We start from the raw sequence: 19,760 nt of genomic DNA, 5'->3' as shown, positions 1-19,760 counted from the left end.
CACGAAGCCCACGGCTTCCTTCACGCCCTAGATGGTAGGCAACCAGCCCGTGCGTTCATAGATGTTGCGATCCCCAAGCCAACCGCGGAACTCGGCATACGATCGCACGCCCCCGTCAAGCACCGCCTGGTACAACCAGTACCCCGGCGCCCGCTCCCCCACCGCAGCCGCTTCCTCCTTGATCATGAGGACCACGTCCCGCTCCTCCACGCCCAACGCATCCCTCACGGCCGCAGTCAGCGCTCCGCCACCGGGCGCCCCCGGATCGAACACCCACGTGTCCACGGTCCACGTCACCGCATCCGTCAGCTCGTACTCGAGCTTCCAGTACTGCCCGCGCTCATGCCGATCCCGGGCATCCAGGTACGTAATCCGCCGCACTTTCGGCAACTCCGCCAACGCCGCCATCACCGCGAACCCATCCGCGACCCGCACCTCACCGCGTACCTCCAGGTCGATGTCCGGCGCGACCACCACGCCGATCCCCACCGACCCGACCACGGTCACGTCCCCGTACCGGCTCCACCGCGCGACCAGCCCAAGCTCATCCAGCAAGGAGCGCGCCACCAGCAACTGCTCCGCGGCCCGCTCGGAACGACCAGCAGCTCCCGCGGCGGGATCAGCAGGTCGTGCGGCGGGGTCAGCAGGTCGTGCGGCGGGATCGGTCGTCCGCTCGCTCTCGTCACGCTCGGGTGCAGATGACATTGCCGCCGTCTGGGCCTTCCTGGGAGAGGACTTGGAAGCCGGCTGATTCCAGTTCGGTGTGTAGGGCTTCGGGGCGTAGGTGTCTGCGGTGCGGGCGGTACCAGGTGCCGTCGCGTTCGACCGCCGCGTCGCCCGGTGCTCCTGCCTGGTAGCAGATTCCGGTTTCCGCGTCGTACCAGAAACCCACGTCGTACTCGCGGTCCGGCGCGTACATCGCGGTGGAGATCACGTAGTACCCCCTCAACCGTTCGCGTACGGCGGCGAACAGTGCCGCTCGGTCCGCATCCGTCACGATCGACTGCAGGCAGTACCCATCGAGTACGAGGTCGTACTGCTTGCGCACCGGCTCCCCCGCCAACGCGCACATGTCGCGTACCGCGAACTCGACCTCCACCCCGAGCTCCGCCGCGATCTCCCGCGCTACCTCGATCGCGTCCGGGATCAGGTCGACTGCCTCGACGCGATACCCGAGTCCCGCGAGGAAGCACGCCGCCGGCCCGGTGCCGCACCCGTACTCCAGCACCTCGACGTCCCGCGGGTCGCCCAACGCCAACCGCGGCAGCGCCCGCTCGAGAAACTCCCGGTTGGGGAACGCGTCGACGCCGCCGCCCCACTCGGCCTCGAACAGCGCGCTCCACTGCCTGATCCCGCGCTCACGGAGGCGCCGGTACGCGTCCTCGTGCTCGGCGTAGTAGTACCGCACCGCAACCTCCCGCACTTGTCGGCAACGCCCCCGACGCTAGCGACCCAACCGCGGCACCGCACCTCCATTACCTCCTTAGTTGCCGCGAGCAACCGCTCCAGCAGACCAGCGCCTTACGATAAATTGGCCGGCATGACCGCCGCGTGGCCTCCGCCCCCGATTCACACCGAGCGTCTCGTGCTCCGCGAACCCGAGCCCCGGGACCGTACGGCGATCATCGACCTGCTCGCTTCCCCCGAAGTCGGCACGTACATCGGCGGGCCGCAACCCCGCGCCGACCTCGAACGCACCATGCCCGACCCGCCGCGCCGGCGCCCCGGCCTGTTCGTGGTCGCGCTCGACGGCGCGATGATCGGCACAATCACCCTCGACCCGCGCGATCCCGAGCGCCCGGACCAGATCCGCCTCGACCTCGCCAGGTACGAGCTCGGCTACCTGTTCCTCCCGCAGACGTGGGGCCGCGGGTATGCGACCGAGGCGTGTACTGCCGCGCTGACCTGGTTCACCACCGCCCACCCCGGCGAACCGATCGCCCTCAGCACCCAAACCGCCAACACCCAATCGCTCCGCCTGGCCGAAAAACTCGGCTTCACCGAGGCAGAACGCTACGAAGCTTTCAACGCCGAACAATGGCTCGGCATTCACCCCGGGGCCTGATCCGTCCACGCTCACACCCGCCCGGCCTCATCACGCGCCCCGCCTCAGGACGCGCCCGGCTCAGGACTTCAGGTACGCGTCGACCTCCGGCAGTACCTCGGACAACGGTCGCTCCATGTTCAATTGCAAATAACCCTCCGCCGGCCGCCGTACCCGGTCGATCGCGCCGCGGTAGAACGCCTCGCCGTCCTCGAGCTCATCCCCGACATCCACCGGCGGATGCCCCACCCCACGCCGATGAGTCCGCAACCGCACCCGCTGTCTGAGCCGCTCATCAAGCACCGTCAGATCCGCCAACTGACACTCGATATACCTGTACGTAGCCCCGCACTCCCCCGCGATCGCCATCCCCTCATCAAGAATCCGCGGCCAAAAGCACGGACTGTCCATCACCACATCAAGCCCTTGCCGCAGCACATGCCGCGATTGCGCGTACATCACCTCGTACGCCGCCTTCGTACTCTCCCCAAGCCCAAACCCCGCATCAAGCACCGCACTCTTGATCACGTCATAGTCGACAACCACCGCCCCGTACACCCGCCCCACATACGCCGCCACCGTAGACTTCCCCGCCCCCGGCACCCCCGACATCTGCACCAAGAACACCCAAACCACCTCAATCCCGTACACGACCGGTCCCGCCAGTCTCGCCGATACACCGCACCGTGGCCCCCAGCTCCGGCCGGTGTCAGGTACTGATCTCCCCGGCCAGCCATCCCAACCAGAACTTGCGAAGGCCGGGTGCAAGCGGTCGTGCTTCTCGCTCGATCGGCGACCAGGAGAACACAGCGGATTCGCCATCCAGCGTGATGCAGAACGGCGCGCCGGTCCCGTCATCTCCAATGGAAAGGAGCCGCCGAGTCGCGTAGTCCAGTCCGTTCCCGGCCTCAAGGTTCCGCTGCACAACATCCTCAAGTCGCCACAGCACGAACCATTGGCCGCGCTTGTCGTAGATGCCGTCTGTCGCCCGGAACAGCCCACGCAGCTCACTCGGAAACGTGACGCCAAGCCGGACCTCGGCCGCCGCAATCTCATCCGGATCAACGGGCGGCTGCAACTCCAGCCATCCATGCCCGTCCCTCAGCAGGTCCCGCCAAGCCGCCGCGTCCATAAGCTATGCACCGTCCCGATTCGCGATGACAACTGCCTTTAGTGGCCTGTTGTGCCGTCTATTGATTCTCGGATGATGTCGGCGTGGCCGTTGTGACGGGCGGTTTCCTGGACCAGGTGAACGAGGATCGCCCGCAGGTTCGCCCGAGCTCCGGACGGCGTTGTGACCACGTCGTCGAGTGCACCGGCAGCGACGACCGCCCGTGCCTGCTCGCAGATACTCAGGTACAGCCCGACGATCACAGCCGCCGTTTCCTCGGGCGCGATGTGGAAGTCGGCGTCTGGGTCGTCCTCGTTCGAGAACACGTCTGGCCTCGGCAAACCGCCGTAGATCTCGAGGAACCAGCCGTGCTCCGTCGCGGCCAGGTGCTTGACCAAACCCAACAGGCTCAGCCCCGATGCCGTCATCGGACGGCGGAGGTTCTCGTCGTCCAGCCCCTCCAGCTTTTGCAGGAGGGTGGCGCGGTGGAAGTCGAGTTGCTGGGTCAGGGCGTCGCGCTCATCGGCCATGCGGTTCGGCGCGACCCGGTGCAGCGGCGAGCTGAATACCATGCGCCGACAGTACGCCCGGCGTACGCCAACACCAATCGCATCCGCAGAACCCGGCTAGCGGGTGGCGGTTAGGTCGGTTAGGGCTATTGAGCCTTTGGGGGTGGTGTTGAAGTGGAATTCTATTGAGCGGATGTTGTGCAGGTTGACGCCGGTGAAAGCGGTGAGGGGGATGGTTTGCTGGTGGAAGAAGAAGATTCGCAGGTCTCGGTTGCCGGGTAGGCGGTCGATGAGGGCCGGGTACTGGAGCGCTTTGCCGTACTGTCCCGCGCGGACCGAACTGGTCTTGCCGGCGCCGTCGGTGAGGACCACGGAAAAGTCCTGGGGTTTGCCGACCGGATTGAGTTTGTCGGTGAAATTGACGCCGGCGCGAAAGCGGAGTTGGCGGTAGGACGAAAGGTTGCGGGCGGCGCCCTCCAGGTGGTTAGTGAAGATTGCGCCGGGCTTGGCCCATTTGAGTGCGACGACGCCCAGGCCCGGTTTCGGGCCGGTGGTTTCCTGGTGCGGGGCGGTGACCTCCTCTATGTCCGACCGGGCCAGGCAGTTGCGCGGCTGCGGCGCGGCTCCCCCACACAGGCTCACCGACTGGAACCCGCGCTGGCTGACTGCCCCGCCGACGGCGTTCCGGGTCAGATCGGCGGCCACCGCAAGCCGGTTGAGGTCAAGTCGACGGTTCGCCGGGGCGTGGTAGCTGATCGGCACTTCCGCCGTTCCGAAGGACCGTGGCGGCTTGGCCGTACCTTGCCAGATCCCCGCGAAGCGGCGCTCGTTCTTGAGGTGGAGGCGGAAGAAGCTGCTGAAGTACGCCAGCGCGACCTTCCGCTGACCGTCCTCGGTCAGCCGGGTCGGCTTGCCCACGGCGCATTCGGAGGACTTGGGGTCGTAGCTGTACCACTCATCCCGCCCACCGAGTCCGCCGCTGGGCGACCAGGTGGTGTTGAAGAAGGAATGGTTGGCGCCCTGGATGATCACCTGGTACTTCGGGGCCACGTCGCCGGCCTGGGCGTACCGGGAGTCGTCGTAGTACTTGACCGCACCCGGGCCGACATCGCCGTCGCAGCTTCCGACGACCGCCGCAATCGGGATCGAGCTCACCGAGCGCCTCTTGAAACCGCTCGGTGCCAATGCCAGCACAGCCTTGATCCCGTACGGTTTGAGGTCGGCGCCCTTGTGCTCAGCCGCCCGGATGACGCCCTCTCCACCTTGAGAATGCCTCATCAACCCGACGCGGGAGAAATCGATCGCGCTCAGCACCTGTCGCCCAAACGGGCCGTTGCCGCGGGTCGTCCACTCCTTCCAGAGATCGAGGTGCTTGCGGATCAGCCGGGTCCGGGCGGTCATGCCCTCGTCGTCGGAGTCGCCGCTGCGGTAATTGACCCCGTTGGCGCTGATCGAGATGACGACGACACCATGAGCGGCCAGGTCCTTGCCGAGATAGTCATAGCCGCGGTAGCTCGGAAAGAACTTGCCAGGCGGGCAGGGCCAGACGAAACCGTCCACGTCGTACGTACACCCCGCGTGCTGCCCGTGAAGCATCACAACGACGGGCAGCCGCCGGCCCAGCGAGACCTTCGGCCGGTGCACGACACCGGTGAGCTCGACCTTGTGGGGTAGGCCGGGGAGGTTGATCAGTCCGAGATCGTACGTACCGGTCGTCACCAGCTCGGAAACCTCAACGCCCACCCCAGCAAACCCCGCTGACCCAGCAGCCGCGGGCCCCGAAGGTGCAGCGGGTGCGGGGTTGGCGCCGGTGGCCGCCGGTAGGAGAAGGGTCAGGGCGACGAGCCCGGCAACTACAGCGACCCGTGCCGTACCAGACCTCGCCGCCGTACCAGACCTCGCCTTGTTGCCCAACGCAAGCACTCTCAGTCTGCTCCTGCTCAGCGCCATCCGCTCCACTCCAAGGTCGACATACCAGCAGCGGCGCGGCTCAGCCAGAAGCTGGAGCCGCACCGCCGAATCAGTCACACCCTGAGAGACGCCTCAGCTTCCAAAACGCTGCACTGTCACCCCTTCTTCTTGCGGACATCGATTGCCAGGCTGATGCTGAAGGCAACCATGAGCAGTGCGCCGCCGACGAGAGTGAGCGCGGTGTCGCTGAAGGCGCCGCTGAGCATGGCGATCACCAGGATGACAAGCGAGGTGACGACGGCGACAGCGATCTTCCAGTCGTCGCCGATGATGAAGTCGTACCAGAACTGGCCGAAGGCCTTGAGATACTTCACTTCCGCACCTCCACAGGGACGACCGGGGCCGCGACGGCCGGCTTGCGCAGCGCGGCGACGAAGATCCGGCTGAGCAGCAGCCAGGCGGCGAGCAGGACGAGAATCATCAGGTCGTGACCGGGCCAGCCGAGACTTTCCCGGCCGTCCCGGAAGATGCCGATTCCCTCGACGGCCCAGTACGTGCCGAACGACGCGAGCAGCAGCCCGACGCCGTACTTGAGCAGGTTCTCGTTGATCATCGACAGCGGCCGGCGCAGTGCGACCGCGACGCCCAGCACGATGACCACCGCGGCCAGGGCGCCGAGGCTGGCGGCCGGGATGTTGTTCGCGTTCAGCCCGAAGGTGAGGACGATGAACACCACCTCCATGCCTTCGAGGAAGACGCCCTTGAAGGAGACCATGAAGGCGAAGAGGTCAAGACTGCCCTTGCTCTCGCCGGCTGCCTTGGCCGCCTCGACTTCTTCGCGGTAGATGGCGTCCTCGTCGTGCACCGCCTTGCGCCCGGACGACCGGAGGATCGCTTTCCGCAGCCATTGCAGGCCGAAGATCAGCAGCAGGCCGCCGATCGCCAGCTGCAGCGCGGATTCGGGCAGCCAGGTCGCCAGCGCGTACCCGGCCGCCAGGGTGACCACGGCCAGCGCACCGAGGGCCGCGAACGTACCGGCCAGCGCCGATCGCCAGCCCCGGGTGTATCCCATCGCCATCACGATGGTGGTGGCTTCGACCATCTCCACGAAACACGCGACGAACGTCGCGATGATCAGCCCCCAGGTTGCCGCGTCCATCTCTCACTTCCTCAGGTCAGATGAAACATATGCTGCTTGAAACAGTAGTTACGCGGTCACTGGGGTGTCAATCGGTTCTTGCCGTTGGATTCGGTCACCAATAGAGTGATGTAACAGATGCTTCAGTTTAACTGAGGTTACGCAAGCCTTCGTTAAGCAAGGCTCACCTCGGTCCCGAAGGAGGTACTCATGACTGCGGAACTCTCGGAACGGTCCCCGGAGATCCACCACTCCCATCGCGATGTCACCGGCGGCTGGCTGCGGCCGGCGACCTTCGGCGTGATGGACGGCCTGGTGTCGAACTTCGCGCTGGTTGCCGGGGTCGTCGGCGGCGGCGCGAGCGGCACGGTCGTACTGATGACCGGCCTGGCCGGACTGGTGGCCGGCGCCTGCTCGATGGCCTCCGGCGAGTTCACCTCGGTCTCGTCCCAGGCCGAGCTGATGCAGGCCGAGATCGCCGTCGAGAAACGCGAGCTCGAGATCCACCCGGCCGAGGAAGAGCGCGAGCTCGCGATGATGTACGAGGCGAAGGGCCTGCGCCCCGAGCTGGCCGCCGAAGTCGCCCGCGAACTGACCGCGAACCCGGAGGTCGCGCTCGACGTCCACGTCCGCGAGGAGCTCGGCGTCGACCCCAATGACCTGCCGTCGCCGTGGGTCGCCGCCGGGTCGTCGTTCGCCGCGTTCGCGGTCGGCGCGCTGATCCCGCTGATCCCGTTCATCTTCGGCGCCGGCAGCATCCTGCCCGCGCTGTTGCTGAGCGCGCTCGGCCTGGTGGTCACCGGCGGCATCGTCGGCAAGATCACCGCCCGCCCGTTCTGGTACGGCGGCGGGCGACAACTGCTTCTCGGCGGACTGTCCGCAGCGGTGACGTTCGCGATCGGCCTGGCAGTCGGAACCGGGCTGTCCTGACCGAGTTGGCCTGACCGAGTTGGCCTGGCAGCGTTGGATAGCCTGTCCTGATGGCGACCCGACGTACGAACCCGAAGAAGCGGGACAGCTGGCTGCTGCTCATCTACAAGGTGCCCAGCGAGTCGTCCCGGGCCCGGGTCGCCGTGTGGCGTGATCTCAAGCGGCTGGGCGGCTTCTACGTGCAGCAGGCGGTCTGCGTACTGCCGGACCGCGAGGAGCTGCGCGCCGGCATGGAGAAGGTGCGGGAGCGGGTCACCGAGCTCGGTGGTTCGAGCGTGTTCCTGACGCTGACGGACGTCGACGACGATGCGCGCGAGCAGTTCGTCGAGGGGTTCCGGAGCCAGTCGGCCAAGGAGTACGCCGAGATCGTCGAGGAGTGCGACACCAAGTTCGTCAAGGAGATCGAGTTCGAGCGGTTCCGGGAGAACTACACGTTCGAGGAAGCCGAGGAGATCCGGCAGGACCTGGAGAAACTCCGCCGCTGGCTGGCCAAGGTCGAGGGCCGCGACTGGATGGATGCCGACGGCAAGGAGCTCGCCCGCACCAAGGTCGCCGACTGCGAACGCCTACTGGAAGAATTCGAAGCCGACGTCTACGACCGAACCCAGGGCGAAGCCTGAGCCCCGTCACGAGCGCGTCAGTCGCACCCAGTGACTTCGACAGCCAGCCATCCGGCCGTCGGGCTCACGCAAACGGATGCGCCACCAGTTCCCGTACTTTCACCTGGATGTCTGTCAGCTGCTGGCTCGGGCTGTTGACCAGCCGGCTAGGGCCACGACGACAGCCACGAGCCACAGGCCAACGGCAATAATTGGTGCGCCTGTGAACGCCACTTGGTCTGTCTGGCCTGTCAACGGGTCCGTTCCATTCGGGTCAGTCAGCATGATGACGATCGTGACAACTACCCCGCCAAAGACCTCGATCAGGCTGATGCCGCTGTAGAGCCTATGGACCGCGTGACCATCAGCTAAGACCATGAGCCATGGCGGTGCGAGCACAACCAGCAACGCCAGCGACACAGCGAAGCCCATCAGGCGAAGATGCTGCCGTCTGGTCTCATCACCGCCACCAGACGACGGCGGTACGACTTCGGTGGCACCCTGATTGCCTGCCTCGCTCATGCACTTGTCCCTTGCCCTGAAACGGATACTCCAGGCAGTTTCTCAGAACTGCGGCCTGCTAAACGCAATGTCGGGGCGTTCACACCGCCAGGCCAGGGCCTACCTACCTCACCACCGAAGAGGGAGCGCCATGCCCAAGCTCGAAAACCTGCAATCAGCAGGCGAAGCTGCTCGTCTCGGCAGGCAGGCTAGCGATCCCACTGCCAGTCCTGGAGCCGGGAATGGACCGGGATCATATTGACGACCATGTCCGTTTGGCCCTCCGCCTCAAGCTGTGCCATACAAGCCTCCGCCGCCTCCTGCGAGAAGAACGCACCGGCCTGGCCATGCCACTTCTCATCCTCATCGAACCACTCGACGGCATAGATCCACTCAGGCTGGCGGTACCCACTGGGAAGTTTCATCACCCAAGACCGCCAAGTACGAAAGTGCCATCGCCCAACCCGCAGCCGGATGCGGCGAGGACTGTCGAACTCAAACTCGAACACGCGCCGAGCCTAGATGATCAGGAAACAAGCGTCGCGACCTTTAGCGGACACCCTCACGAGACGTGGATCTGCCGACTTGGAAGGATGATTACCTAGGAACCGGTCGAGCCATCCGCCAGCTCGCGCAGAGCGTCCAGGTGACCAAGATGGCGTGCGGTTTCCTCGATCATGTGGCCAACAATCCAGCGCAGCGACACCACCTCCATCCCCTCCGGCGCCCACGCCTCCAACTCGTCAAGCTCGTGAGCCGCAACGATCTCGCGGGACCGCACGCACTGCTCCTCATACTCGTCCAGCAGCCTCACGAGCGGAACGTCCGGGACACGCCACTGCACGTGAGGATCTTGCGCCTCCGAGGGGCTGCGGTCAGGAGCACCAAGAAAACTGACCTCGAACCAGCCGTACTCGACCCAGCGCAGGTGCGACACCAACCCTGCGATGGTCATCATCGGAGAGGAGGGAAGCGGCGCTCGTTGCGCGTCGAGCTCGGACACACCATCGCACTTCATTCGGACCGTCGCCCGCTGCCAATCCAGCCAACCATTGAGCATCGTCCGCTCGTCCGCGTCACCACCAGGCCGCCTCCGAGAAGTCACCCCAAGATCGTCCACCACCCCAACGAATCCCCGCCAGCTACACCCTCAACGAGGCAAACACTCTGGTACGAGCCGACCCGATGGGATGCGCGTCGGGCCGCAGCACCGGTCTGCGCTCCGGCACGACGCGTCACATCCCTGCAAATATGGGTTCGGAGGCGCTCAGTCGGTGTAGCGAGCAGTCACGACGAAGGTGGTACCAGCAAGAGGTTCTCCCAGCGGGGTCGCCGCCCAGGCTGCGAGCTGGACGTTGTCTCCGCCGCTGAGGTTCAGCAGATTGACCAGTTCGTCGAGGGCGGGTGTCGTCGACCGGCGACACTCGAGGATTGATTCGCCAGAGTCTGCTCCGTATTCCTCGTCGGAGTCGTCGGGCACCCATCGGTGGATGCCGACACTCCACGTATCCTGGGGCGAGTCTTCATCCGGAATCGGCGCTGATATGTCGAGGAAGAAGTTGTCACGTTCGTCGCCCCAAGGGTCATCCTCGACAAGGAACTCGCCGAGCTCCAGCCGCGCTCCCGTATTGGTGGACTTGACGTACGCGTCGTAGAGCAACTGCAGGTCGGCGACTGCCCGGCGAAGATCCGCGGCGCCCCCTTCGTCTTCCTGCTCGTCCAGACGATGACGAGTGGCATCGCTCAGCGCCTCCTCCGAGGTGACGAACGGCGCGTCGTCGTCCCATACCCGGCGAGTCTCATCCGCAGGCGGTCTCACGCCATCGGAGAACTCGGCCAACCCATGCCGTAGGTCGCGCGCCTCGACTTCCAGCTCAGCAGCGATCGCAGTTCGTACCGGTGGTGGGGCGTCCGCTGTCGCCTCGTCCAGGTCCTTGAGGGCGTTGGCGAGACGCAGCATGACGTGCTGGTACCAGAGGCTGTGCGCGCCGACTCGCAGCGCGAGCCGGGCCTCCGGATCCACAAGCGCGTCGATGTGGTCGGTGGGATAGCGGCGATAGCGGTCGTCTCGCTCGTCTCGGACGCTGACCGGAACCGTCGTGTACGCCGACACACGATTCAGCGCATCGACGATCGGGCCGGCAATGGCCTGGTTCTCAACGCTGGTGACCGTTGCGGACAGAACACCGCTCGGTCCTTGGTAGGTGGCGAGGATCTGGACCTTGCCACGGCTCGGGTGCTGGGAATAGATCGTCACAGGTTTCCTTCTGCCTCGGGGCATGACGCTCCGAGGACGGGAACGAGGTACGGGGACAGAGACGGTGGCGCAGGCACAGTCCCGCGCTCCGTGTCTCGAAGAGATCTGGTGGATGCTCAGGCACATTCCCGAGCCCCTTGCCACCGATCACGATACACACCCGGGTCAAGGGCAACTGGCAGCGTCACTATCGATCCCAAGCTGGCGCATGCGTCGAGAGAATCACGTGGCTTTGCCCCGTACTCCGGAAGCTCCCCTTGGCGGTCTTCGGCGAGTCCTGTGTCACCACTGCTGGGTGAGCGGGAGCGGACGTGCGTGAACTCCCGCGTACTGCTACTCGACTGCAGCACGGAGGCACGTCGGTCATCTCCACGTGGACACAGCGGTGCTGGTGCTTGGAGATGATTTCCGCGTACGGTCTGCGCGTGAGAGTCAAAGTGTTGGCCCTGCTGGGTGGAGCGCTTGCTGCGTGCGTGATGGGCGGCGTGGCAATCGCAGCGGATGGCCCACCCCTCCTTGCTTGCGCGGCGGCCGCAACTTTCGTTGCGCTTGGCTCTGTGCTGCCACCTCGCGGACTGGGTCGATTCATCGTCCGGCGGCAGCGGAAGCCCTTGGACGTAACGGGAGTAGCGTTCCTGTTCGCATTCCTGGGCGTCTGGCTGGTCTGGGCAAGCACGATGGCACTCGACGCCGGCACTTCTTGGCTGCGATTCACCGGCTGGGTAGTACTGGCTTGGTTCAGCGCCACGGGCGCAGGTTTCGTCGCCGCTCTCCGGCACGCCGAGGCTCTGCGGGCGAGCCACACCGACGACAGGCCAACTCAGAGCAGTTGACCGTTACATGTGAAGCGACAGTCGTCCGTCAGGTGATCTGCGACGGTGCGGAAGTGCGCATCGCGGCAGATGCGTGCGTCTACCGGCTGTGCGCGTGGCGCGGTAGCCAGGTCAGCAGTTCCGCGCCCAGGGTCCGTACTAGCTCTGCGCCCCAGACGGTCAGCGACTGTTGCCACGGATGTGCGAAGGTGCCCCACCGCAGGTCCGACGTGGTGTGCACGTAGTAGTCACCGTTCGGGAACACCGGCACAGGCCACCCTATGTCCGCGAGGGCGTGTTTGGCTGGCGAGTAGCGGTATGCGGTGTGCTGCCAGTCCAATGCAGTCAACTCTTCTTCGTCGGCGAGCCAAACAGAACCCCGGAGGGCGGCCGCGGTGATCGCCGCTTCCGCAGCATCGAGCCCGGGCCGCGCTGCGCGCCGCTCGCGGCGCGGCTTGATACTTAAGAGGTCAATCCGGCAGACAGCTTCGGTGAGCGACCGTCAGCCATGTGCTGATGCCTGGTGTCGGTCGCTACTTGGGCGTAGGTCTTCGGGGCTGCCCCGCGTCAACGAGGGCTCCCGAGCCGGGCAGTCCAATCGGGGGAAGGCGGCAGCAGTGCCATCTCATCCTCCAGGGCCGCTACTGGGTCCTCGGGATGTTCAGCCAACCACTGGAGAATTGGCTCAGTGAGATAGCGGCAGACCCAGTACAGAGCGTTACTTGCATCCTTATAGGGAATCACGGGTCCGGCCCCGTGGACGACGTCGGACCGATCGTCATACCACCCGACAACGCGGTGCCACTCAGAGCATCGCCACGGGAGACGGGCGCCTTTGGTTTGCAGTTGCTTCAGCTCTTCTCGCTGCCGTTTCGCATCGGGATTGAGCTCAAGGTACGGGCACGTTTCGCGAGATCGCCCGCACAATGAGCCCTGATGACGGCCGCAGCCAAAGAACGCGATCGCCCTGGCCAAGCGGAACGTCTGTCCTCCAGGTCGCCGAGGCAGGAGCCAAGCTTCCAGCGCACCGACGAGTTCAACCATCTTGAAGGTGCCGCGCTGCTCGACGACGGCCTGCGAGAGCAGTTGCACACCGACCAAGGCACGGCGCTGCGATTCGCTTGGATTTGAAGCGCCGATCGCGCTTGCCGCCCACTGGAAGGCGGGCGAGCTTGCCCATGCGTCTGAGTCATCGAAGGTCCACCCGAGCGCGTTGCCGCGGCGAGAGAGACCCTGGCCAAGGCGCTCGCCCTCGATACAGACATATCGCATGACACCGCTGCCGACATCGCCCGCAAGACCGAATTGCGTCAGCGGCGAAGTGAAGTACCGGACGTGCTGGAACACGCGGAGCAGGTCGACCGCCTGGGCGACAAGGTCGATGGCAGAGTCGAGGTCATTGGCCTCAACCATTCCGAACGCTGTGGGTGTCTGCTCGGTCGCGAAGCTGTCGAACCATTCGACTGTCGCGGCCGGTCGGCCGTGGAGCACGTACTCCAAGGCCTCGGCAGCTGGACGAACGGTGACAGCACCAACCTCCCAGTCGGTGAGTATCGTCAGACCTTCGATCGGTATGAAGAAGCTGGACATTACGCAGCCACCAATCACAGCAAGACCCACGCATCATGGGTCGTCGGATCACGGATCACGCGATGAGCAGAAACAATCCCGGCTAAGTAAACACCGAGCCGCGCTTGCCGGGCGCCGGATTTACCGGGTTGCCCACCCGGTTCCACCGCACGCTGAGCACGGTTCGTGTTCGGGGACGGTTACTACCTTGCCGTTCTTGATGCGGGTTTTCTGGACGACCTTCCACGACGTGCCGTTGCAGGCGGGGCAGGGCTGTCGCGATGGCCGGGTGGGTTTCGGCATCGCTGGTCCGTTCGGGTGGGCCTGGTCGTGACCGCGCCCCTGGCTCGGGAGGAGTTGAGGAGGGTGACCGAGGCAGGGGCGCGGAGTGGAAGGCAGGGCTGACGCGGACACAGGGATCGGCACGCCAACCCCACCGCTCAGGTAGTGCCGGTGGGGATGACCCGCCCGGCCGTGAGGAACTGGAGGTGGTCTTTGACCTCGATCGGGTGACCGATGCCAGCGAAGTGGTGGAGACTCGGCACCGGAACGGTCGTGATGTCCTTCGCGGTCAGTCGCCTCCATCGCGTTGAACGCGCTGCGGCCGGAGGTGCGGTCTTCGACATGGATCGAGTCGAGGTCGTAGCCCCATTCGTCCGCGAAGCGCGCCATGCTCTCGCGCAGTCTGGCGACTTCGGACTCGGTGATGAGCAGGTTCGCATTCACTTACGCGACGGCCGGCGCCTTGCCGCTCACTGCTCAGCTCCAGCGGGCTCGCTCGTCATTCGCAGCCGCGTGCACTCGCGTTGGATCGCCGCTTCGAAACGGGCCGGACGAGGACGACGAGACTAACGAGGACGAGGGGCCGGACGCGTCCGCGCTGGTGCCCAGTTAGCAAGCGCGCTAGCAAACTCGCACCATGAGCCGCACCACGAGGCGGCCGGGACATACAGAACCCCAGGTCATGTACGCCGTGACCTGGGGTTTCTCCGTCTACCGGAGTGGAGCCGCCTGTCGGAATCGAACCGACGACGTTCGAACGTCCTTGATTGGTTGTTGCTGATAGTTGCTGGCTTCCCTTGCACGCAAGGGGATTTGGCCATTGAGTGCCGTTGGTTGGCGACGGCGAATACCGATCATTTTGTGGTCGTAAGGTGGTCGCGATTCGGGCGTGGACCTCCACCCGGTCGGTCTACCTCAGCCCATCAGAACTGAGCGGCCCTCGCCGGTGATGGAAGCACCAGACGAGGGCCTGGACCGGACAACGGAGGCCCGACCTTGAACGCAGTATCTACCGACACCACTTCGCCCGCTCTACGGGTGATGGTGAACACCCTGTACGCCGACAGCCCGGACGGCCCGTCCGTATCGTTCGACCGAATGAATGAAAGCCCTGACGAGTGGCTCAGGGACCACGGTGTCTACTCGATGCTCGACGCAGAACCGGTCGTGATCATGCTCGACGTGAGCGCGTCGAGGTTCACTCACAACGAGTACAACGACTCGGTCGCGCTGCACGGCGACAACGATCATCCGTTGCTGACGATCGAGCGGGCGATCGCGGCGCTGGAGATGGCGCACGCCGCCCTGGTGGCCGCGGGTACGGACGACTTCGTACGAGTGGAAGCACCCGGGATCACAAGCCACGAGGGAGACGTCCATGACCCTCGCGACTGAAGTGATCCGCGTCAGCATGACCGTCGCCGAGCTCTTCATCATCGCCGGTGCCACCTTCGTGGCCGGCTTCTTCGTGGGCTGGTGGGTCGGCCGTGGCTGACTGGATGCTGCACGCCGTAGACCAGGTGCCTCAACCGCTGTTCTTCGGTTTCGCCGTTCAGTTCGTGCTTCTGGTCCTCTGCGGCCTGGCATGCGCGTTCGTTTGGCTCGCGTCGAACACCAACTAGCTGAACCTCACCCATACAGATAAGCCGCACGCCGGGCGAATGAAGGACGGCGTGCGAGTGGAGGCAGAAGCGGTGCCACACCGCCAGTGAGAGCAACCGAGTCCTGGACCAAACGCGCCCATGCCGCGCCGGGCCCTCGGTGAGGGTAACTGGCCGTGCCGCCTATTGCCGGTCTTCGATCGCTGGTTCGGCGTCGCAGTACCGCGGCGGCATGGGAAACGGCGGGACGTTCGTGGTTGCGGTCGACCTGACAAGCGGCCAGGCCCGGACCAGCGGCCGCGTGCGACACATATGCCTCCACCGGGCGGCCCGTAACGGCCGCCTCCTATTCCACGATTACCACCCGTAGGGGGGACCATCATGCGAATCTTCGCTTCCATCATCGCCGCCGTCCTGCTGCTGGCAGGCTGCGGCAACAACCAGGAGGCCGGCGTGCCAGCGCCGACCACGACTGTTACGGCCACGGTCACAGCCACCCCTGCGGCACCTGACCTGGATGCGTGCCGCGACGCCATGCGAGGCGACTACGAGACAGGCTGGGAGAAGCCAGCGGGAAGCAACGACCCGTATCCGCCATCGGCTCGTACGGCGGTGTGCGACGGTATCGATCGGCCGACGCTGAAACGCCTGATGGACGAGGCGGTCGAGGACATCATGAACGGGACCACAGGCCCGTGACTGGTGACCGCTGTTCGTCCGCGGACGGTCAAGCAATGCGACCCGTGGTTACCGTCTAGGAGTCTCGCGAGCAGCAGTCACCGATCAGGTCACGCAGTTGCTGCTGTTCGGCCTCGGTGATAGGGCGGACCTTGCGGAGGCGTTCGCCTTCGACTCGGCCAAGTTCACGGATACGTTCGCGTTCGGTCATGCGTTGTCCTTGTTGATACGAGGGCCTTGCCCCGGAGCTTCGGCCCCGGGGCCTTGTCATGTCCGGGGCGGGATTTCGAGCCGGTAGGACAGCACGTATCGAGCCGACGACACGACGATGTCGGCTGTCTCGACCGGCTGGTCCTCGACGTAGTACGTGCGTTCGATGACCAGCACCGGGACACCCTGGGGCACCTGGAGTGTCTCGGCCTCGTACGGTCTGGCTGCCCTGCCGTTCACGTCCTCTTTGACGTGGGTGATGTGGAGCCCGATCTGGTCGAACCTCGGTACCACGCCGGTCACGGTGCCGGACTCGGGTTGCTCGATCGATGTGCCTCCGGTGATCGCCAACGGTTCGAACGAGGTGCTGAGCATGACCGGTTCGTCGTCGGCGAGGAAGCGGTACGACGTACGCATCACCGGATCTCCGGGAGCGATCCCGAGCCGATCCGCGATCACCTTGGATGCGGCGGTCTTGCGGGACTGGTAGTCCCACTCCGGACGCTGGCCGCCGGCGGACGTCACGGCAGCGAACGGTGAGCCTTCCGGCCTCTCGTTGTACAGATGACCGAGCACGCGTTTGGTCGGCGGCACCAGAGCGCGAACGAACGAGCCACGGCCCTGCTGCTTGACGATCAGTCCTTCGGCGCGCAGCACATCGAGCGCCTGGCGTACGACGATCCGGGAGACGCCGTAGTCGTCCATCAGCGCTGGCTCGGACGGCAACTTGTCGTCTGCCTGCAACGCGCCTTCGAGGATCTGTGAGCGGAGATCGTCGGCGATCTGGAGATACGCCGGTCGACCACTGAACACGCTCACCGCTCCTCCTCACGCCTGACTACTCGATATGACGAGTCTTTCAGACGTGGGCGTGCGAAACCGCCTCACGGGCCGCGTGTCTGATCCGTGAGAACTTGTCTACAGATCATACTCATTATGAACTGTATGCGCTACGTTAGTCGCCATCACCGCGAGTGAGGGGATGGCGAACATGAGCGACGAGGCGGGGCGCACGGTGGAATTGGACGCGAAAGGCTGGCCGCTCTTGCGTTCGGCCCAAGACATCGCGTGCTACGGCAAGAACCCGCGCAACGACTCCCCCTGCGTGCTTGGGGAGCACAGAGGGAAGCACCGGAACGCCGCCGGCGTCGAGTGGCTCGACGACGGCGACCTCGCGCACCCCGACTGGCTCAACCCCGAGCCGTGATCTGCGCCATTGAGCCCGGCCCGGCGGCTGGCCGCGATTCCCTGCCCAGCCGCCGGGCCGTACCACGCCGAGTCGATATGACCCCGGTAGTGAAGGTCGAGCGCAAGCGGCGAGGTGCGGCCAAACCACTCGACGAGGTAACAGCCGAGGATCTGAACCCAGGAGACCGGGTGCACCACTTCGAGTACGGCGACGGGTCCGTCGATTCGATCGGCATGTGGCTATGCATGATTTGGGATGACCAGGACCTCCCATACGACTACCACAGCATCGGACTCGTCAGGTACCTCAGCCGCATCTGAGCCCGGACATGCGAAAGCACCCGGCTCCCCCTTCCAACAGGGGTGCCGGGCGATTCTCTGTTCGTCGGCCTTCAATCGGCGGTCGCAATGTAGGCGAGAGGCAGGTTTCCTACAGTTCGGTGCTCTTCGCCTTGTTCTCAAACTGGTACACCGAACCACCCACCACCGCGCTGCCGCCAATGCAGAAGCACAACGCCACGATCCACTCGTTCGCGGAGACGCCGTCGGACGAGACACCAGCCAAGTAGCCGGCACCAGGGGCGATGAATCCGAGTACCGCCGCCACGACCGCCTTGGTGGACTTCAGGCCGTCACCGGTGGCCATCAGGACTTCGCCGCCTCATCGTCAAGCGTCTTCTCAATCCGGTCCAACTGGGCGCGGATAGCCGTGCCGGTACCGGTGGGAGCGGTCCAGAACCGGGCGTTGTACTCCTCAAGCTCGGCCTGGACCATGGCGCGGATCTGGTCTGGGGTGTACGGCATGTCGTCCTCCACTGGCTTCGTGGCGCTGGCGAACCACGGCACCAGCACGTTGTTGAACTGCTTCACTCGGTCGGGGCCGGGGCATACCTTGCCTCGGGCGTTCGTCCACGGGCCTGGAGCGCCCCACATGACGTGCCAGCCGACGCCGGGCTGATCCCAGGCGGGGCAGAGACGTAGCGGGATGCCGTGCGTCCTGTGTGCCCACAGCAGGAACTTCTTGATCTCCGAAAGCTGGGCGTCGGTCCACTCCCCCGCGGCGAACCCCTGGGTCTCGACCGAGATGAACCCGTACGTCTTGCCATCGCGCACGAAGCTGTTGCCGTGGTAGTTGGCGTCTGCCTCGCGCTGGGTGTCGCGGTACTGCTCGACCCCGCCGTCCTTGCGGATGAAGAGGTGGGACTCGATGCCGCCTGACTTGCCGTCGAAGTAGTCGTACAACGATCCCGAGTTGCCGGCGTCGACATGGAGCACGACGCCGATCGGGATGATCGCCGGGTCGTTGCTGCCTGGCGGAATAGGCCGTTGGCGTGCGCCTGGATAGAGTGCCATACGTCACCTCGCCGTGTACGCGACGATCGCGACGACGACGGTGACCGCAGCAACGATGACCGACGCCCAGGCGGCTGTGTTCTTCGGCTTAGCCTCCTGGATGGCCGCCATGATCCGCGCCTCCATGCGCGGTATGTCCTGCACGATCGCCTGCAACGTAGCTGTTTGCTGCTCCAAGGTCCTCAGCCGTTCGTCGTGCTTGAGGCGGCCCACCAGGTCCGCGTGAACCTCGCTCAAGGTCGGTTCTGCCATCACTGCCTCCCCAGATTCCCCGTGGTTAGAAGTACTCGCGGACGATGACGAGACCCGGTCCGCCGTTGCCACCGGCCGCCGCAGCGCCGGTCGAAGTGGACAGCGCCCCGCTGCCGCCGCCGCCGTAGATGCCGCCGGCGCCACCGGGGAGCGAGTTGCCTACCGTCGCGGCCGTCCGCCCTGCAGCACCGCCGCCCATGACGCTTGCGCCACCGCTGCCGGAGATGCCCAGGTTTGCGTCGCCCCAGGACGGAGTACCGGCGCTCCCCGCGCTGCCGATACCGCCTGACCCACCGCTGCCGCCAGCTCCAGGGCTGGAACCGAATGGGGTCACGCTGGAGGCTGCGAACGCCCCGCCCAGTCCGCCGACAGCCTGTAGGAGGTTGGTCGAGCTGGAGAACGACACGTTGCCGCCGTTGCCGCCGTTCGCTCCAGATGCACCCGCGCCGACAGCGCCCACCGTCACGGTCTCGGTCGCGCCAAGCGAGGAGGCGTCGTACTTGCGCTGCCGGAACTCACCGCCTCCCCCGCCCGCTCCCTTCGAGTTCTGACCGCTGGCCGCAGCACCGGAGCCACCTCCTGCGCCACCTGGCGCCTGCGCGAAGACGTGTACCCACTTCGGCGCGGGGTTGACGTTCTTCGTCCACGTGCCCGAGGACGTGAAGGTCGTCTCCTTCATGGAGGTGTCCATACGGCTGATGACGCCCTCGACCGCAGTCGCGAGATCCTGCAGGCCTTGCGCGCCGCTCGGGGCGTCTCCGAGAGTCTGGTACGGGAAACCGAAGGTTGGTGTGGTGCCGGCCATGGGTCAGCCC

Annotated in this window: 29 protein-coding genes; 9 read left to right on the top strand and 20 right to left on the bottom strand. The window is 65.4% G+C overall.

Annotation, left to right across the window (positions count from 1 at the left end):
• Positions 1-27 precede the first annotated feature (27 nt).
• Both ABD260_RS01780 and ABD260_RS01775 read right to left on the bottom strand, forming a co-directional pair.
• Positions 28-705 carry a hypothetical protein gene (locus ABD260_RS01780; RefSeq protein WP_344231501.1) on the bottom strand — a complete coding sequence of 226 codons (678 nt, stop codon included), beginning with the start codon at positions 703-705 and terminating at the stop codon, positions 28-30.
• Positions 683-1,408, bottom strand: coding sequence for a class I SAM-dependent methyltransferase (locus ABD260_RS01775; protein ID WP_344231500.1), 726 nt, complete (start codon positions 1,406-1,408; stop codon positions 683-685). The genes ABD260_RS01780 and ABD260_RS01775 overlap by 23 nt, the downstream gene beginning before the upstream one ends.
• Before the next feature lie 132 nt (positions 1,409-1,540).
• Here ABD260_RS01775 and ABD260_RS01770 point away from each other — a divergent pair, with 132 nt between their 5' ends.
• Positions 1,541-2,065: a GNAT family N-acetyltransferase gene (locus ABD260_RS01770; protein WP_344231499.1), complete on the top strand. Its 525-nt coding sequence runs from the start codon at positions 1,541-1,543 to the stop codon at positions 2,063-2,065.
• A 60-nt stretch (positions 2,066-2,125) separates the two neighbouring features.
• Here ABD260_RS01770 and ABD260_RS01765 read toward each other — a convergent pair whose 3' ends face one another.
• The 6 genes from ABD260_RS01765 to ABD260_RS01740 form a co-directional block, all read right to left on the bottom strand.
• On the bottom strand, positions 2,126-2,656 hold the full coding sequence (locus tag ABD260_RS01765) for a P-loop nucleotide/nucleoside kinase family protein (RefSeq protein ID WP_344231692.1): 531 nt from the start codon (positions 2,654-2,656) through the stop codon (positions 2,126-2,128).
• A 97-nt stretch (positions 2,657-2,753) separates the two neighbouring features.
• On the bottom strand, positions 2,754-3,176 hold the full coding sequence (locus ABD260_RS01760; RefSeq protein ID WP_344231498.1) for an SMI1/KNR4 family protein: 423 nt from the start codon (positions 3,174-3,176) through the stop codon (positions 2,754-2,756).
• 38 nt (positions 3,177-3,214) lie between these two features.
• Positions 3,215-3,727 carry a DinB family protein gene (locus tag ABD260_RS01755; RefSeq protein WP_344231497.1) on the bottom strand — a complete coding sequence of 171 codons (513 nt, stop codon included), beginning with the start codon at positions 3,725-3,727 and terminating at the stop codon, positions 3,215-3,217.
• Between the two features lie 54 nt (positions 3,728-3,781).
• A complete protein-coding gene (locus ABD260_RS01750) occupies positions 3,782-5,407 on the bottom strand; it encodes a poly(ethylene terephthalate) hydrolase family protein (protein ID WP_344231496.1) in 1,626 nt (541 codons plus the stop codon).
• Between the two features lie 323 nt (positions 5,408-5,730).
• On the bottom strand, positions 5,731-5,949 hold the full coding sequence (locus ABD260_RS01745; protein ID WP_344231495.1) for a hypothetical protein: 219 nt from the start codon (positions 5,947-5,949) through the stop codon (positions 5,731-5,733).
• Positions 5,946-6,734, bottom strand: a complete 789-nt coding sequence (locus ABD260_RS01740) for a COG4280 domain-containing protein (protein ID WP_344231494.1) — start codon at positions 6,732-6,734, stop codon at positions 5,946-5,948. The genes ABD260_RS01745 and ABD260_RS01740 overlap by 4 nt, the downstream gene beginning before the upstream one ends.
• A 189-nt stretch (positions 6,735-6,923) precedes the next feature.
• Between ABD260_RS01740 and ABD260_RS01735 the strand changes: the two genes are divergently transcribed.
• Both ABD260_RS01735 and ABD260_RS01730 read left to right on the top strand, forming a co-directional pair.
• Positions 6,924-7,643, top strand: a complete 720-nt coding sequence (locus ABD260_RS01735; protein WP_344231493.1) for a VIT1/CCC1 transporter family protein — start codon at positions 6,924-6,926, stop codon at positions 7,641-7,643.
• 50 nt (positions 7,644-7,693) lie between these two features.
• Complete coding sequence (locus tag ABD260_RS01730) at positions 7,694-8,263, top strand: Chromate resistance protein ChrB (protein ID WP_344231492.1); 570 nt, start codon at positions 7,694-7,696, stop codon at positions 8,261-8,263.
• 114 nt (positions 8,264-8,377) lie between these two features.
• Here ABD260_RS01730 and ABD260_RS01725 read toward each other — a convergent pair whose 3' ends face one another.
• The 4 genes from ABD260_RS01725 to ABD260_RS01710 all read right to left on the bottom strand — a co-directional run bounded on the left by ABD260_RS01725 (position 8,378) and on the right by ABD260_RS01710 (position 11,000).
• Entirely contained in the window at positions 8,378-8,764 is a 387-nt protein-coding gene (locus ABD260_RS01725; protein ID WP_344231491.1) for a hypothetical protein, read from the bottom strand.
• 188 nt (positions 8,765-8,952) lie between these two features.
• On the bottom strand, positions 8,953-9,252 hold the full coding sequence (locus ABD260_RS01720) for a hypothetical protein (RefSeq protein ID WP_344231490.1): 300 nt from the start codon (positions 9,250-9,252) through the stop codon (positions 8,953-8,955).
• A 92-nt stretch (positions 9,253-9,344) separates the two neighbouring features.
• Complete coding sequence (locus tag ABD260_RS01715) at positions 9,345-9,803, bottom strand: DinB family protein (protein ID WP_344231691.1); 459 nt, start codon at positions 9,801-9,803, stop codon at positions 9,345-9,347.
• 207 nt (positions 9,804-10,010) lie between these two features.
• Positions 10,011-11,000, bottom strand: coding sequence for a hypothetical protein (locus ABD260_RS01710; protein ID WP_344231489.1), 990 nt, complete (start codon positions 10,998-11,000; stop codon positions 10,011-10,013).
• Between the two features lie 425 nt (positions 11,001-11,425).
• Between ABD260_RS01710 and ABD260_RS01705 the strand changes: the two genes are divergently transcribed.
• Complete coding sequence (locus ABD260_RS01705; RefSeq protein ID WP_344231488.1) at positions 11,426-11,833, top strand: hypothetical protein; 408 nt, start codon at positions 11,426-11,428, stop codon at positions 11,831-11,833.
• 79 nt (positions 11,834-11,912) lie between these two features.
• On the opposite strand, the gene ABD260_RS01700 is transcribed toward ABD260_RS01705, so the two are convergent.
• Both ABD260_RS01700 and ABD260_RS01695 read right to left on the bottom strand, forming a co-directional pair.
• Positions 11,913-12,272, bottom strand: coding sequence for a DUF2716 domain-containing protein (locus ABD260_RS01700; RefSeq protein WP_486327061.1), 360 nt, complete (start codon positions 12,270-12,272; stop codon positions 11,913-11,915).
• Positions 12,273-12,379: 107 nt separating this feature from the next.
• Positions 12,380-13,402, bottom strand: a complete 1,023-nt coding sequence (locus ABD260_RS01695; protein WP_344231487.1) for a hypothetical protein — start codon at positions 13,400-13,402, stop codon at positions 12,380-12,382.
• 1,359 nt (positions 13,403-14,761) lie between these two features.
• Between ABD260_RS01695 and ABD260_RS01690 the strand changes: the two genes are divergently transcribed.
• From ABD260_RS01690 to ABD260_RS01680, 3 genes are all read left to right on the top strand, one after another.
• The gene (locus ABD260_RS01690; protein ID WP_344231486.1) at positions 14,762-15,058 is read left to right on the top strand and encodes a hypothetical protein; all 297 of its coding nucleotides are present in this window, start codon (positions 14,762-14,764) and stop codon (positions 15,056-15,058) included.
• A 92-nt stretch (positions 15,059-15,150) separates the two neighbouring features.
• Complete coding sequence (locus ABD260_RS01685; RefSeq protein WP_344231485.1) at positions 15,151-15,285, top strand: hypothetical protein; 135 nt, start codon at positions 15,151-15,153, stop codon at positions 15,283-15,285.
• A 360-nt stretch (positions 15,286-15,645) separates the two neighbouring features.
• Entirely contained in the window at positions 15,646-15,963 is a 318-nt protein-coding gene (locus ABD260_RS01680; protein WP_344231484.1) for a hypothetical protein, read from the top strand.
• A gap of 55 nt (positions 15,964-16,018) precedes the next feature.
• Here ABD260_RS01680 and ABD260_RS01675 read toward each other — a convergent pair whose 3' ends face one another.
• Both ABD260_RS01675 and ABD260_RS01670 read right to left on the bottom strand, forming a co-directional pair.
• A complete protein-coding gene (locus ABD260_RS01675; protein ID WP_344231483.1) occupies positions 16,019-16,153 on the bottom strand; it encodes a hypothetical protein in 135 nt (44 codons plus the stop codon).
• A 56-nt stretch (positions 16,154-16,209) separates the two neighbouring features.
• On the bottom strand, positions 16,210-16,971 hold the full coding sequence (locus ABD260_RS01670) for a GntR family transcriptional regulator (protein WP_344231482.1): 762 nt from the start codon (positions 16,969-16,971) through the stop codon (positions 16,210-16,212).
• A gap of 172 nt (positions 16,972-17,143) precedes the next feature.
• Here ABD260_RS01670 and ABD260_RS01665 point away from each other — a divergent pair, with 172 nt between their 5' ends.
• Together ABD260_RS01665 and ABD260_RS01660 are read left to right on the top strand one after the other, a co-directional pair.
• Positions 17,144-17,359, top strand: coding sequence for a hypothetical protein (locus tag ABD260_RS01665; RefSeq protein WP_344231481.1), 216 nt, complete (start codon positions 17,144-17,146; stop codon positions 17,357-17,359).
• Between the two features lie 77 nt (positions 17,360-17,436).
• On the top strand, positions 17,437-17,661 hold the full coding sequence (locus ABD260_RS01660; RefSeq protein WP_344231480.1) for a hypothetical protein: 225 nt from the start codon (positions 17,437-17,439) through the stop codon (positions 17,659-17,661).
• A 109-nt stretch (positions 17,662-17,770) separates the two neighbouring features.
• On the opposite strand, the gene ABD260_RS01655 is transcribed toward ABD260_RS01660, so the two are convergent.
• The 4 genes from ABD260_RS01655 to ABD260_RS01640 are packed head-to-tail and all read right to left on the bottom strand — an operon-like array spanning position 17,771 to position 19,750.
• On the bottom strand, positions 17,771-17,986 hold the full coding sequence (locus tag ABD260_RS01655; RefSeq protein ID WP_344231479.1) for a hypothetical protein: 216 nt from the start codon (positions 17,984-17,986) through the stop codon (positions 17,771-17,773).
• The gene (locus tag ABD260_RS01650; protein ID WP_344231477.1) at positions 17,986-18,693 is read right to left on the bottom strand and encodes an N-acetylmuramoyl-L-alanine amidase; all 708 of its coding nucleotides are present in this window, start codon (positions 18,691-18,693) and stop codon (positions 17,986-17,988) included. The genes ABD260_RS01655 and ABD260_RS01650 overlap by 1 nt, the downstream gene beginning before the upstream one ends.
• A gap of 3 nt (positions 18,694-18,696) precedes the next feature.
• Positions 18,697-18,945 carry a hypothetical protein gene (locus ABD260_RS01645; protein ID WP_344231476.1) on the bottom strand — a complete coding sequence of 83 codons (249 nt, stop codon included), beginning with the start codon at positions 18,943-18,945 and terminating at the stop codon, positions 18,697-18,699.
• Positions 18,946-18,970: 25 nt separating this feature from the next.
• Positions 18,971-19,750 (bottom strand): glycine-rich domain-containing protein, encoded by a 780-nt coding sequence (locus ABD260_RS01640; RefSeq protein WP_344231475.1) that lies wholly within the window; start codon positions 19,748-19,750, stop codon positions 18,971-18,973.
• Positions 19,751-19,760 lie beyond the last annotated feature (10 nt).

Source organism: Kribbella hippodromi, assembly GCF_039531045.1.
GTDB classification, from domain to species: domain Bacteria; phylum Actinomycetota; class Actinomycetes; order Propionibacteriales; family Kribbellaceae; genus Kribbella; species Kribbella hippodromi.
The sequence above is the reverse complement of the archived record's forward strand: the minus strand, read 5'-3'. Positions and strand labels throughout refer to the sequence as shown.